This window comes from Hathewaya proteolytica DSM 3090 (assembly GCF_900142225.1).
Taxonomy (GTDB): domain Bacteria; phylum Bacillota; class Clostridia; order Clostridiales; family Clostridiaceae; genus Hathewaya; species Hathewaya proteolytica.
Map to the genome: position 1 here is coordinate 95,119 of NZ_FRAD01000011.1, position 14,572 is coordinate 109,690.

Annotated in this window: 15 protein-coding genes and 1 riboswitch; of the genes, 12 read left to right on the forward strand and 3 right to left on the reverse strand. The window is 35.3% G+C overall.

Features of this window, described 5'->3' with window-relative positions; translation table 11 throughout:
* The first annotated feature begins 63 nt into the window (after positions 1-63).
* A complete protein-coding gene (locus tag BUA73_RS07610) occupies positions 64-600 on the forward strand; it encodes a dihydrofolate reductase family protein (RefSeq protein WP_072903516.1) in 537 nt (178 codons plus the stop codon).
* A gap of 45 nt (positions 601-645) precedes the next feature.
* On the opposite strand, the gene BUA73_RS07615 is transcribed toward BUA73_RS07610, so the two are convergent.
* Positions 646-1,473, reverse strand: a complete 828-nt coding sequence (locus BUA73_RS07615; RefSeq protein ID WP_072903517.1) for a class I SAM-dependent methyltransferase — start codon at positions 1,471-1,473, stop codon at positions 646-648.
* A gap of 212 nt (positions 1,474-1,685) precedes the next feature.
* Positions 1,686-1,768, forward strand: a riboswitch (ZMP/ZTP riboswitch).
* Positions 1,769-1,817: 49 nt separating this feature from the next.
* On the opposite strand from BUA73_RS07615, the gene BUA73_RS07620 reads away from it, so the two are divergent.
* Both BUA73_RS07620 and BUA73_RS07625 read left to right on the forward strand, forming a co-directional pair.
* The gene (locus tag BUA73_RS07620; RefSeq protein WP_072903518.1) at positions 1,818-2,534 is read left to right on the forward strand and encodes an IMP cyclohydrolase; all 717 of its coding nucleotides are present in this window, start codon (positions 1,818-1,820) and stop codon (positions 2,532-2,534) included.
* Between the two features lie 23 nt (positions 2,535-2,557).
* Positions 2,558-3,736: a phosphoribosylaminoimidazolecarboxamide formyltransferase gene (locus BUA73_RS07625; protein ID WP_072903519.1), complete on the forward strand. Its 1,179-nt coding sequence runs from the start codon at positions 2,558-2,560 to the stop codon at positions 3,734-3,736.
* A gap of 65 nt (positions 3,737-3,801) precedes the next feature.
* Here the strand turns inward: BUA73_RS07625 and thiE are convergent, their stop codons facing one another.
* Complete coding sequence (gene thiE, locus BUA73_RS07630; RefSeq protein ID WP_072903520.1) at positions 3,802-4,440, reverse strand: thiamine phosphate synthase; 639 nt, start codon at positions 4,438-4,440, stop codon at positions 3,802-3,804.
* Positions 4,427-5,248, reverse strand: a complete 822-nt coding sequence (gene thiM / locus BUA73_RS07635; protein ID WP_072903521.1) for a hydroxyethylthiazole kinase — start codon at positions 5,246-5,248, stop codon at positions 4,427-4,429. Before thiM ends, thiE begins: the two co-directional genes overlap by 14 nt.
* 278 nt (positions 5,249-5,526) lie before the next feature.
* On the opposite strand from thiM, the gene larE reads away from it, so the two are divergent.
* The 9 genes from larE to BUA73_RS07680 all read left to right on the forward strand — a co-directional run bounded on the left by larE (position 5,527) and on the right by BUA73_RS07680 (position 14,318).
* A complete protein-coding gene (larE, locus tag BUA73_RS07640) occupies positions 5,527-6,270 on the forward strand; it encodes an ATP-dependent sacrificial sulfur transferase LarE (RefSeq protein WP_072903522.1) in 744 nt (247 codons plus the stop codon).
* Between the two features lie 5 nt (positions 6,271-6,275).
* Entirely contained in the window at positions 6,276-7,031 is a 756-nt protein-coding gene (larB, locus tag BUA73_RS07645; RefSeq protein WP_072903523.1) for a nickel pincer cofactor biosynthesis protein LarB, read from the forward strand.
* Entirely contained in the window at positions 7,032-8,327 is a 1,296-nt protein-coding gene (gene larC / locus BUA73_RS07650; protein WP_072903524.1) for a nickel pincer cofactor biosynthesis protein LarC, read from the forward strand.
* 13 nt (positions 8,328-8,340) lie between these two features.
* Entirely contained in the window at positions 8,341-8,793 is a 453-nt protein-coding gene (locus tag BUA73_RS07655) for a GNAT family N-acetyltransferase (protein ID WP_084672148.1), read from the forward strand.
* Positions 8,794-8,870: 77 nt separating this feature from the next.
* Positions 8,871-9,380, forward strand: a complete 510-nt coding sequence (locus BUA73_RS07660) for a hypothetical protein (protein WP_072903525.1) — start codon at positions 8,871-8,873, stop codon at positions 9,378-9,380.
* Positions 9,381-9,487: 107 nt separating this feature from the next.
* Complete coding sequence (locus tag BUA73_RS07665; RefSeq protein WP_072903526.1) at positions 9,488-10,588, forward strand: aldo/keto reductase; 1,101 nt, start codon at positions 9,488-9,490, stop codon at positions 10,586-10,588.
* A 188-nt stretch (positions 10,589-10,776) separates the two neighbouring features.
* Positions 10,777-11,157, forward strand: coding sequence for a hypothetical protein (locus BUA73_RS07670; RefSeq protein ID WP_072903527.1), 381 nt, complete (start codon positions 10,777-10,779; stop codon positions 11,155-11,157).
* Positions 11,158-11,335: 178 nt separating this feature from the next.
* Complete coding sequence (locus BUA73_RS07675) at positions 11,336-12,694, forward strand: IS4 family transposase (RefSeq protein WP_072903528.1); 1,359 nt, start codon at positions 11,336-11,338, stop codon at positions 12,692-12,694.
* 121 nt (positions 12,695-12,815) lie between these two features.
* On the forward strand, positions 12,816-14,318 hold the full coding sequence (locus tag BUA73_RS07680; RefSeq protein ID WP_084672150.1) for a catalase: 1,503 nt from the start codon (positions 12,816-12,818) through the stop codon (positions 14,316-14,318).
* Positions 14,319-14,572 lie beyond the last annotated feature (254 nt).

A 14,572-nucleotide genomic window follows, 5' to 3' on the forward strand; every position in this document is an offset into this window, starting at 1 on the left:
AAGTAGTATTAGAAAGTATAAGGTGAATTATTTGTTTATAATATTATTATGGGAGTTGATTTTATGAACAGAAAGGTAATACTTTATATTGCATGCAGCGTGGATGGATTTATTGCGGATGAATGTGGCAAAATAAACTGGCTTGGTGGTGACAGCAATCTTTACGATGGAGATTATGGACACAAGGAATTTTTAGATACCATAGACACTGTGGTTATGGGCTACAAAACATATGAACAGGTGATAAATGAAATATCTCCAGAAGTTTGGCCTTATGAAAATCAGATAACCTATGTTTTTACACACCGAAAGAAGCTGAGCCACAAAGGGGTAAACTTCATAGAAGAAGATTTAAACACTTTTATTGAAGATGAAAAAATGAAAAAAGGTAAAAATATATGGATATGTGGTGGTGCAAGCTTCGCCAATAGTTTGATTAAAGATAATCTCATAGATGAATATCACATCGTCACTATGCCTATAATATTGGGAAAGGGCATGAGGCTATTTTATGATGACAATCCCAAAAAAAGGTTGAGGCTTAAGAACTGCAGAGAGATAAATGGAACTATTGAAAGCGTTTATACACCCCATAAATAAAAGTTGAAAAAAGTGTGCCGATAATTAAATCTGCACACTTTTTTATTATTTTTTACAAACAGCATATAATACTTTCCAAGTTAACTTTATGCCTTCCCTTACTCTAAATCTTTCAAAGTAGAAGGAAAGACTATTATAGAAATCCTCATATATGTTTTTACCTAGGCTCATTATTTTCTCCATGTTTACTCTGTACTGACTATTCCAAAATTCCTTAAACACATCATCAAAGCAACTGTATATTATGGGTTCATCCATGACTTGTACACAAATATCGTGCATGTCTAGAAATTTGAGTCTGTTTTCAATATCATGGGCAGTTGTGAGAGGTTCCTTATCAGTATCTAATTCATTCACTGCACTAGGAATTAAATCTATATACCTACTTATGATGCAATCCATATCTACATCGTGGGCATCTGGAGCCCACAAAGTGAAGGAAAGTGTTCCAGCGGGTTTAAGGGGTTTAATCAATCTATGAAAAATCTCTGCATTCTGCAAAAAGTATCTAAGACTAAAACCAGCTACCATGTGGTGAAAATAGTCTTGGGGGAAGTTTAAGTCTGCAGCATTTATATGGAGAATTTGACAGTTTTCAAGGTTTAATTCATTTATTAGCTTGTTGGTGTAATTCACCATGGATATTGATAAATCAACTCCAATAACTGTGCCTTGCGGCCCTATAGTTTTTGAAATTGGGATTAATGTGGCACCTTTTCCAGTGCCGATGTCTAAAACTTTACTTCCATACTTTATTTTAGAGTAACTCACTAGCTTTTCACCAGAAATACTCCAAATTGAGGGTTCTACGGAACCAAAGTCTGTAGCAACACTATCCCAAACTTGAGAAAGATAATAAGTTGTTTTATCCATTTTAATCCCCCTTTTTAACTTTTCTATGTATTAGTATTGATATGTTTTATTATAGCATAGTAAAGTTTGCGTACAAGGCATATTTGCACCTAATAACCACCCAAAACTACAAAATATATTATGTATATTAAATTTATAAATTACTCTAAAAAAACTATTGAAATAATGGTCACATAATGGTATTATGGAAATGATTCATAGCAATAATTTATTATTGTATATATGACTGACGGAAAGTGGAGTGAACCACGGGGAGTATAGTTATGAATTTTAGCCGACCGTCTGGGCAATTTACGCTCAGATTGTCGGCTTTTTTATTTTTTTATAGTAGGGAGGAGTAAAAAATGGAAATAAAGAACATTAGCTCAGAACTTAAAAATAATTCATATCCAGGTAGAGGTATCCTCATAGGAAAGTCCTTGAATGGAAAATTTGCCGTTTCAGCATATTTCATTATGGGAAGAAGTGTGAATAGCAGAAATCGTATTTTTGTTCAGGAAGGTGAGGGCATAAGAACACAGGCCTTTGACCCATCAAAACTTTCAGATCCTAGCCTTATAATATATGCACCGGTGAAAGTTCTAAACAATTGCACTATTGTAACTAATGGTGACCAGACAGATACTATATTTGATGGCATGAAGGAGGGCTTAACCTTTGAGCAATCACTTCGCTGCAGAGAATTTGAACCAGACTCGCCAAATTACACTCCTAGAATATCAGGCTTAATGGAAATAGAAAATGGAAAGTTTAACTACAGCATGTCAATTTTAAAGAGCAATAATGGAAATTCAGCTCAATGCAATAGATATACTTTCTCTTACGATAATCCTGTAGCTGGGGAAGGGCGATTTATTCATACTTATATGATGGACGGAAATCCATTGCCAAGTTTTGAAGGAGAGCCTAAGTTGGTTAGAGTTGAAGGAGATATAGATGAATTTACAAGTATGCTTTGGGAGTCCTTAAATGAGGATAACAAAGTATCACTTTTTGTGAGATATATAGAAGTTGAAACTGGAAAATACGAAACAAGAATAATAAATAAAAATGTAAAATAATTTTTTGAAGGGAGACGAGTCTTATGAAGGAATTAGAATTAAAATATGGTTGCAATCCTAATCAGAAACCATCAAAAATTTTTATGAAGAATAATGAGGAACTTCCTATTGAAGTTTTAAATGGCAAACCTGGGTATATAAACTTTTTAGACGCCTTTAATGGTTGGCAACTAGTTAGAGAATTAAAAATCGCCACAGGACTTCCAGCAGCAACATCCTTTAAACACGTATCACCAGCAGGTGCGGCAGTTGGACTACCACTTACAGAAACTTTAAAGAAGATATACTTTGTGGATGACATGGGTGAATTATCTCCGCTAGCATGTGCTTACAGCAGGGCAAGAGGTGCAGATAGAATGTCATCTTTTGGGGATTTCATAGCATTATCTGATGTTTGTGATGTAGACACAGCAAAAATAATAAAAAGAGAAGTGTCTGATGGTGTAATTGCTCCAGGATACGAACCAGAAGCTCTTGAAATTCTTAAGGCTAAAAAAGGTGGAAAGTACAACATAATAAAGATAGATCCAGAGTACAAACCAGAAGCTGTAGAGCACAAGGATGTGTTTGGAATTACTTTTGAACAGGGCAGAAATGAACTTGATATAAATGAGGAAATGTTAAACAATATAGTAACTAACAATAAAAATCTTCCAAAGCAAGCGAAAATAGATTTGATAATTGCTTTAATAACCTTAAAATATACACAGTCCAACTCAGTTTGCTATGCTAAGGACGGCCAGGCTATAGGAATAGGTGCAGGGCAACAGTCCCGTGTACATTGCACAAGACTTGCAGGTCAAAAAGCTGATAATTGGCTATTACGTCAGTGCCCAAAGGTGCTTAACCTTCAGTTTGCAGAAGGTCTTGGTAGAGCTGATAGAGACAATGCCATAGATAATTACATAGGTGATGAGTGCATGGATGTACTAGCTGAGGGTGCATGGCAGAGAATATTTAAGGTTAAACCAGAAGTGTTTACAGCAGAGGAAAAGCGCCAATGGCTAAATCAGATGCAGGATGTAGCTTTAGGTTCAGATGCATTTTTCCCATTCAGCGACAATATAGAACGTGCTAAAAAGAGTGGGGTAAAATATATTGCTCAGCCAGGCGGTTCCGTAAGGGATGATTTAGTTATAGAGTGCTGCAATAAATATGATATGGTAATGGCATTTACAGGCATAAGATTGTTCCATCATTAATCAAAAGATATAAGGCACTAAAAAGGTGATTAACTTTCTTTGTAGTGCCTTAATCTATTATATAATTATTTTACGATTTCACTGGACAGTTTCCTCAGTTCAACGCATTCTTCTTCAATATGTTGGCTAGCAAAAATAGCTGACACCAATGCTACTCCATCTACACCTGTACCTTTAAGCTGAAGTATATTTGTTTTGTTTATACCACCTATGGCAACCACAGGGATACTAACTGCTGAACATATATTTTTAATAGTATCCAGGGATACTTGTCTTGTATCAGTTTTTGTAGATGTGGTGAACATGGCGCCTACACCTAAATAATCTGCGCCATTTTTTTCAGCTTCCAAGGCTTCTTCTAAAGTTGCAGAAGATACACCTAAAATCATATTTTCACCTATCATTTCTCTAACTTTTGTAGCTACCATATCCTTTTGTCCAACATGGATACCATCAGCCTTTACTTTAATGGCAATGTCCACATTGTCGTTGATTATAAATGGCACATTGTATTTTTTACAAAGTTCTCGTATTTCCATGGCCTCCTTTAAAAAAGTTTCATAATCTAGTTCTTTTTCTCTAAGTTGAACACAGGTAACTCCGCCTTTTAAAGCCTTCTCTACTTGTGAATACAAAGTTTCAATACCTAGCCAACTTCTATCAGTAACGGCATATAACAACATATTTTCTTTATCGCACTTCATATCTTGCACTTCCTTCCAATAGTTCCCCATTTAAATTATATATTTCATCAATAAGATAATTTCTATAAGATGAATTTCCATCTTCTTTTTTTAATCTAGCATAGGCGCGTTCACCTGCTATACCCATGGCACATACTGAAGCTACAGTAGCTTCCAATAGATTATCTTTATTAGCCACTAGATAAGCGCAAGTCATGGCGGATAGCATGCAACCCGTACCAGTAATTTTCCCCATCATTGCAGTGCCGTTGTGGATAATGAACGTTTTTTTGTCATCAGTGACAATATCAATGGCACCAGTGATGGCTATTATAGCACCGGTTTTATATGCAAATTCTCTTGCAAATTTTATAACTTCATCTAAATTATTTTTTGTCACAATATCTGCTATATTTGCATCCACTCCACAGGTGGTATCAGTTCCCATGGCTAAAGTTTTTATTTCTGAGATATTTCCTTTAATAACAGTAAACTTAATTTCTTTTAATAGCTTTTTAGCAGTATTACTGCGCAGTGAAGAGGCTCCAGCTCCAACAGGGTCTAGTATTACAGGATGACCACACAAATTTGACTTTTTGCCTGCCAGTATCATGGATGGTATGGTATTTTTATTTAATGTACCAATATTTATGTTTAATCCTTTACATAATGATGTTATCTCCTCTACCTCTTCGGTATCATCTGCCATGATTGGAGATGCACCACAAGCTAGAAGTATATTTGCACAATCATTTACAGTTACATAATTTGTAATGTTATGTATAAGTGGACCTTGGCTTCTTACATTATCTAATCGTTGCTTTAGCATTGTAATCTCCCTTTTCTTTAATAATTATTTGTTACAATAATTGTAGCATTACAAAGGAATTTATACAACTTGGGCTTATTGTATAGGCAGTTTTTATATGATATAATTTATCTGATATAAATCATAAAATAGCTTCCAGAAGGAAGATAAATTTGTAATTCCAAAATCAAATACAATGCATAAATTATTGCCATGAAGGTAATGCTGCTTCTAGAAAAGAGGCGTTTACTTTTGTGGCCTTTTTAGTTTAGAATATCACAAGTGATGAGGTGGTTAGAGTGGATTTAAAAGAGTTTTTCAAAAATAATAACAAGGTGGCCTTGGGATTTTCAGGTGGTGTGGATTCATCTTATCTTTTATATGCAGCGCTTAAATACGGGGCAGATGTATGCCCATACTATGTTAAGACAGCTTTTCAGCCACAATTTGAATTTGAAGATGCGTTGAAGCTTGCAAAACAACTAGGAGTTGAGATGAAGGTTATTAATGCAGACATATTAAATTGCAAGGAAGTCGTAGATAATCCAAGTAATAGGTGTTATTTTTGTAAGAATCAAATATTTGGAACATTAAAAGCCCAGGCTTTAAAGGATGGCTACAATGTAATAATAGATGGAAGCAATGCTTCAGATGATGCAAAAGATAGGCCTGGCATGAAAGCCATTGCAGAGCTGGAAGTTATGTCTCCATTAAGACTTTGCAATCTCACAAAAGATGAAATAAGGAAGTTATCCAAGGAAGCTAAGCTTTTTACTTGGAATAAACCTGCATATGCATGTCTTGCCACTCGTATTCCCACAGGCCATGTTATTAGCAAAGAGCTATTGGACTGTGTAGAGAAATCTGAAGATATTTTGTTTAAGTTGGGGTATTCTGATTTTCGTGTTAGGGTATATTATGATGCTGCTAGACTGCAGTTTAAAGCAGAGGATATGGAAGGTGCTTTAAAAGATAGAGAAAAGATCTGTCAGGAATTAAAGACGTACTTTAAAGTTGTATTATTAGATCTTGAAGGAAGGTAAATATCATGGAAAAAGAAAATATAAAAAAATTGCTGTTATCAGTGGCAGATGGAAAGATGACTGTAGATGATGCCATGCTTCAGCTTAAAATGGAGCCCTTTGAAGATCTTGGCTTTGCCAAGGTGGATTATCATAGATCATTGAGGCAGGGTATAGCAGAGGTTATATATGGTGCAGGGAAGACTCCGGAGCAAATAAGGGATATCTGCAAAGCCATGAGGGCAAAAGAGGAAAAAGCCATACTTATTACAAGAATGGATTTTGAGGCTGCTAAGGTGGTGGGAGAAGAGCTACCACTGAAATACTATAACATGGGTAGGATTGGTATAGTAGGAGAGATGCCTTGTGTAAATGGTATAGGCAAAATTGTAGTAGCTACAGGAGGAACCAGTGATATGCCTGTGGCGGAAGAGGCTGCTTTAACTGCCGAAGTCCTTGGCAATGAAGTGATTCGATTATATGATGTAGGCGTTGCTGGACTTCATCGCCTTTTAGCACACATGAAAGAAATTATGGATGCTAGAGTTATCATAGCCATAGCAGGGATGGAAGGGGCTCTTGCCAGTGTTATAGGAGGACTTGCTGACTGTCCAGTCATTGCCGTGCCAACTAGTATAGGCTACGGAGCTTCTTTTGGGGGAGTTTCGGCATTATTGTCCATGCTTAATTCTTGTGCTAGTGGAGTTAGCGTAGTAAATATTGATAACGGTTTTGGGGCAGGATATCTTGCCAGTATGATAAATCATATGGAGGGAAAATAGATGAAAACTTTATATATTGAATGTAGTATGGGGGCTGCAGGTGATATGCTTATGGCATCACTTCTTGAGCTTTGCCCAAATAAGGAGGAATTCTTAGAAAATATTAATGAGTTGAAGCTGCCGGGAGTAAAAGTTACTGCAGAACAATCATCAAAGTGTGGTATATATGGAACTCATATTTGTGTTAGGGTAAATGGAGAAGAGGAAATCAGCCAGGATGTGCATGAACATGAACATTGTCATGATGGACATGAACACACACATGAACATTGTCATAGTGAACATGATCATATACATGAACATTGCTGTCATGAAGATCATGTTCAGGAGCATAGTCATGGACACCATCATCACTCAGGTATGCATGATATAGAACACATAATTGATAATCTTAATGTGTCACAAAAAGTAAAAGATAATGCCAAGAGTGTGTATAAATTAATCGCTGAAGCTGAGAGTCATGCCCACAACAAACCTGTGGACGAGATTCATTTCCATGAGGTTGGAACCATGGATGCTATAGCTGATGTGGTTGGGGTTTGTATGCTTATAGATGACATTGCACCTGATAAAATAATTGTATCACCAGTTCATGTAGGCTCTGGGCAAGTTAAATGTGCTCATGGAATACTTCCAGTACCAGCACCTGCTACGTCGCATATATTGCAAGGTGTACCTACATATGGCGGAAGTGTAAGAGGGGAATTATGTACTCCAACAGGAGCGGCTCTTTTAAAGCATTTTGCCAGTGAATTTGGAAATATGCCAGTGATGAAGGTTTCATCCATAGGGTATGGTATGGGTACAAAAGATTTCCAACAGGCTAATTGCCTTAGAACTTTCCTTGGAGAAACTGAGGATGGAAGAGAATCTATAGCTGAGCTTTGTTGCAATATAGATGATATGACCGCAGAGGATATTGGTTTTGCCATGGAAAGACTTTTTGAAGGCGGTGCCATGGATGTATTTACAACTTCCATTGGAATGAAGAAAAACCGTCCAGCTACCATGCTTACATGTATGTGCAGCACTGAAAAAAGAGAAGTGATGATAAAACTAATGTTTAAACACACTACAACACTTGGTATAAGAGAGTATATATGCAATCGCTATACCATGGATCGTTCACAATATCATGTAACATGTGAGTATGGACATATAAACGTAAAAAAATCTATAGGCTGGGGCGTAAGTAGAGAAAAAGCAGAATATGATGATATGGCTGCTATAGCTCGAGAAAAGGATATAAGCATTTCAGAAGTAAGAAAAACTGTTGACAGTGCAATAAAAAAATAAAGGGGATAAATACATGGATATTGTCGAGTTTTTTGATAGTGAGGAAAAAGAAAGATTATTGCAGGTATTAGAACAGTGTCCATGGTCCGCAGGAAAATTCCTTGCTAGAAATATTCAAAACGGGACTATAGAAGAAAATTTAGGACCTAATAGTAAAATATTTTTCTTGATGAATAAAGAGAAAGAGGTTATGGCATTTCTTACTCTTACGCAGAAGGACTGTATAGAAGATCCTAAGCTTTTTCCGTGGATTGGGTTTGTGTATACCAGTGAAAATTTCAGAGGGAATAGATATAGCCAAGTTTTGATAAAACATGCTATTTCCGTTGCAAAAGCTGAAGGATTTCACAAAGTATACCTTGCCACAGATCATGTTGGGTTATATGAAAAATATGGTTTTGTATACATGGAAAACAGAATGGATGTATGGAATGAAGACAGTAGAATTTATTACATTCAATGTTAGTTTAAAAACCAAATGAATAAATTTAATAATGTTTGCACAATATAACTTCAACAAAGCATAAGTTGGAGGGGTATAGTATGAAAAAAGTTACAAAAGCTACAATGATAATGGCTATGATATTTATCAACGTTTTCTGCTTATTATGTATAGGAGCTAGAAATGTTAAGGCCTGTGAGCAACCTTGTATAAAGGAAAAAGGTGAAAACAGCATCCAAAAGAAAAAAATTCCTATGCTTGTATCTTTGAAGCAGACAGATGAAAGTACACTGGAGATAAAGTTTAATAATCCTGTAGATATAAGGAAGGCTGTCACACCACGTAATTATTGGATTCAAAGTTTGGACAGTAATGAACCTAATGGTATTGCCACTGTTGGAAAAAATGATAATGTGAGTATGGAAAATTCACTGAGGAGAAGAAATGTAAGAATAGTGCCAAAGGAAGGCAGCAATGAGGTATTTGAAATGAAATTTAATCAACAGATATCTAAAGGAAAAAAATACAAACTAATAATATGTCATTTGACTTCTAAAGACCAAAAGCCCTATGATGGAAACAATGGTGTCAAGGAGTTTACGGGAAAGTAAGAGCTTGCCGCAGATTTTAACTGCGGCGAGTTTTTTTATTTCCTTGCATAACAGCTAAAAAACAATTATAATGGTTTTTAACATATAATTTTAAGAGGTGAAGCGTAATGGAATATTCAATTTTAGAGAAAATCAACGTTAAACTTTCCAAACTTGCTTTTGGGGCAATGAGATTCCCTAAGGATAAAGATGTTATAAATCAAGATAAGGTAAACGAGATGATAAAGTTAGCTCATAATGCTGGCATAAATTATTATGATACTGCATATGTTTATGATAACGGAAAGAGCGAGAAAGCTTTAGGCATTGCACTAAAGCAGTTTAAAAGAGAAGAGTATTACGTCACAGATAAGATGCCTTTTTGGCTTGTAAAAAGCAAAGAGGATATGGAAAGAATATTTAATGAAACTTTAGATAATATAGGTGTAGAGTATATTGATTTTTACTTGATGCACGCTTTAGAAAGTAAATATGTAGATACAATGGAACAGGTTAATGGACTTCAGTGGGCCATTGAAAAGAAAAAGAAAGGCCTTATAAAATATTTAGGGTTTTCTATTCACGACGATATAGAGCTTCTTGACAAAGTTTTGGATATGTATGATTGGGATTTTGTTCAGATCCAGTACAATTATATGGACCTTTTGGACAACCCTGGACAAAAAGGCTATGAGAGATTGCTAGAAAAAAAGATACCAATAATGATAATGGAACCTTTAAAGGGTGGTATGTTGGCCAATGTACCAAAGGAATTGAGAAAACCATTCGACCAACTTGGCAATGATACTTCCGCAAAATATGCTTTTAGATGGTTAGCTGAAAAAGAAGGCATAGCTACTATCTTATCTGGTATGAGCACTTTGGAACAGGTTCAGGAGAACATTGAAATATTTAAAGATCTTAAACCATTGAGTACTGAGGAAGAAGAAGCTATAGAAATAGTGAAAGACAATATAAATAGCAGACAAAAGGTAAAATGTACAGGTTGTAGTTACTGTATGCCATGTCCTCATGGTGTGAACATACCAGGAAACTTTAGAAGATGGAACAACAATGCCCTTAATTCTGTTTCAGAGAATTGGATTTCCAGTTCAGAAATTAATTATGAAAACGCAGAAAAATGCATAGGATGCGGAATATGTGTTGAACATTGTCCTCAAAAGATCAACATTCCAGAAAAAATTAGGGAAATGATAGGTGAGAGATAAACTTATTAGTTGTATATTTTAATAATAAATATTGGTTTATTATTTTTAAATTGTTAATATAAACACAATTTTTAGCTTCACGTGGCGTTTTAACCCCACGTGAAGGCTAGAAGTCGTTATCTAGAGGCATGTCACAACGGCTAGCCATGAGATAAAAACATAAAATTAAAAAATTATGGAGGGAAAAAATGAGCGATAATAATTTTGTTCCTAAAGAAGAAAATCAAAATGCTGGTGCACCTCAAAATGGGGCTCAAAACCAGCAACAGTTTCAGCAGCAGTTCCAACATAACATTAACCCACAACAATATCAACAGTACCAAAGGCCATGTAGACCTATAACTAACACTGTAGTTGATTTTATTCCAAAAATTGTTCTTACATTTCTTGTGCTTTCTGGACTAGCCTTTGCATATAACTTTATACTTGGTGTTATAAGGGCATCACAGGCATACCAAGGGGGATTCAGGGAATTCATAGCTTATCTTACAGTTGGAATTTCCAGTGCATCAAAATATCTGTTTTATGCTGCAATTCTATCTCTAATTGAAAAAATATCTAAGAAGTAAAAGTAAATTTATAATTTATAACTTACTCAACTTTCCCACCAGCGTAGCTGGTGCAAATGCCCATTAAATCAGGCATAAATGTTACATCAATTGGTTTATTGACATTAAAAAAGCACCAATTCTTTGGTATAATAAGATTACCACAACCATTAAAATACAAAGAAGAGGTGCTAATCTTATGATAAATCAAATGAGCCAAAATGGCCATACCCCAAATGCATTTTCTAATGCGTTTAAAGAAATTGAAATCGGAAAGCTGATGCGCAAATCCAATATTACAAAAGCATGTGGTATTTCTGCATATGAGGTGTTTCAATTTTTACTTTTGTTAGTATTTCAGGGAAAGAATTTATTTCGTTTCCTAAATTCTAAGCATAAAGATCGGGCTGTTTCAAAGAACACATATTATCGTTTTCTAAATGAAACATCCTATAACTGGAGCAAGTTTCTTTTGCTGCTGGCTGCTAAAGTCGCAACAGTATTTGATGCGCTTACCAGGCCTGAAAGAGTAAAAGTCCTTATTCTGGATGATTCTGTAATCAAACGTAATCGTAGCAAATCAGTGGAACTGCTTGCTCGTGTATTTGACCATGTTGAACACAAATATCAAAAGGGATTTACGCTTCTTGCGCTTGGGTGGTCTGATGGGTATAGCTTTATCCCCACTGGGTTTAACATGCTTTCTTCTGCCAATGAAAGTAATCGTTATAATGAAATTTCTAATCAAATCGATCATCGTACAAATGGCTACAAATTTCGTAAAGAAAGCATGATGCACAAAACAGATGCTGCTGTTCTTTTGGTTAAGAATGCTTTAAACGCTGGCATTAAAGCTGATTATGTCCTTATGGACACATGGTTTACTACAGAACCGATGATAAGAGAAATTCTTGCCACAGGCATCGATGCCATTGGAATGGTGAAGCAATTAAAACAACGTTACATCTACAACGAAAAGCAATACACACTTCCTGAATTAAAGAAATTTGTATGCTTTGAAGGTGCCAGAAATATTTTCGGCTCATTGGTGGTTACAACAAAAACAGGAATACCTGTAAAGATTGTATTTGTACGAAATAGCAACAAGAAAAGTGAATGCTTATATATCTTAAGCACCAACTGCTCACTTTCAGATGAAGAAATCGTACGTATTTATGGAAATAGATGGTCTATCGAATGCTTCTTTAAATCATCTAAATCTTTCATGAAGTTAGGCACTGAATTTCAGAGCCATAATTATGGTGCAATGGTAAGCCATACAGCCATTGTATTTACCAGATATATCATTCTAGAATGGATTCGTCGAAAGGAAAATGACCAGAAGACGTATGGCGAATTATTTTTCATGTTCTGTGAAGATATACAAGATATGGACTTAGCCAATGCATTGCAAAGCCTGATGGCTTTATTTGTGGAACACATTTCAACATTGTCAGCAGATATCACATCCATGATAAAAAGTAAAGTTACTGAATGGATGCTATCTCAAGCCTCATTTATTCAGGCTTTATTCCGAAATATTTGCTGGGAAAGTTGAGTAACTTATATTAAGACCGCAAAATAGTTTGTTTTGTGGTTTTTATTTTTTGTTTTTCAACACCAAAATAATTTATTGTTCATAGAATACAATAGTGCATAAATTATGTATGGAGGAATCTATGGGCAATCGCAAAGCTAGAAACAGATCTGAAGAAAATACGGAGGTATACCATGAGATAAGAAATAGAAAATTTACAGGTAATGAAGGGAATCCAATATACAATGATGGGGATTCACTTACCTTAGGGCCCAATGGTCCAGTTCTCTTAGAGGATCTGCATCTTATAGAAAAGTTGGCCAGCTTTAATAGAGAACGAATACCGGAGAGGGTAGTCCATGCCAAGGGATCTGGTGCCATGGGCTATTTTGAACTCACAAATTGCATGTGGAAATACACTAAAGCGGATGTATTCAATATTGCAGGAAAAAGGACACCTGTTGCTGTGAGATTTTCCACGGTTATTGGAGCAAAGGGGTCAGCGGATACATTGAGAGATCCAAGAGGTTTTGCAGTTAAATTTTATACAAAGGAAGGCAATTTGGACATAGTAGGAAATCATATACCGGTGTTTTTCATAAGGGATGCAAAAAAATTTCCCGACATGGTGCATGCATTTAAGCCATCTCCTAAAAATAACGTAATAGATAAAAGTAGGTTTTGGGATTTCATAGCTAGCAACCCTGAAGCCACCAATATGATCACATTCTTATTTTCAGATCTTGGAACTATTAAAAGCTTTAGAACTATTGAAGGATTTGGAGTAGATACTTTTGTTTGGGTAAATAATGAGGGGAAAAGATTTTTAGTAAAATACCATTGGAAGCCTAAATTGGGGGTAAAGACCATAAATAGATGTGAAGCTGAAATTTTGGCAGGTTTAGAACCAGACGTGGCTATAAAGGATTTGTACAATGCCATAAGTAAGGGCGAGGAAGTTGTATATTATTTAAAAGTTCAGATTATGGATGAAAAGGATTCAGAAGAACTTGAATTTGATCCCTTGGATGCAACGAAATTTTGGCCTGAAGATACATTTCCTCTTATGGATGTAGGAACAATGTATTTAAATAAGAACCCAGAAAACTTTTTCGGAGATATAGAACAAATTTGTTTTAGTCCAAGCAATATTGTACCAGGTATTGAATTATCAAATGATAAACTTCTTCAAGGAAGAGCCTTTGCTTACCATGATGCTCACAGACATAGAGTAGGAGTGAATTTTCAGCAGCTTCCTATAAATAGGCCAATTGTAGAAGTATGCAATAACAATCAAGATGGGGCTATGAGATATAAGTACAGTGATAGAGATGTGAATTACAAGGAAAATATTTTAAATAACAATGAACCATTGGTATATAAAGATGGAGAGGTGGAAAACCATCGAATATGTGGCATTAAAACCATGGAACCTATTAAGAAGCAGGATGATTTTACTCAAGCTGGACAACGATATAGGGCTATGAAAGAGGATGAAAAGGATACATTAGTAGATAATATACTATATGATATTTGGGATATAAAAAAAGAAATAAAGGTAAGACTTATAAAAAATTTTAAAAAAGCATGTAATGAGTTTGGTGAGAGAATAGAAAGAGCTCTAAAAGAAAATAATAAAATATAATATTAAGAAAATCTACTAAGCGTAAAATTTATAATTTTGCCCGTAAAACCTCGTGCCCTTGTGGTCGAGGATGTAAGGGCTTTAAGTTAGGGGAGTTCGATACTCCCCTAACTTAACATTACACTAACTTCTGATTTAGAACAAAATACAATATGAAAGTTAATTCTGACGTCATTTCAATAGCATTGTATAATAACTATACAAACTACATAAAATACATAAGAAATGAGGTGATATTGTGGAGAAGTCTTTTA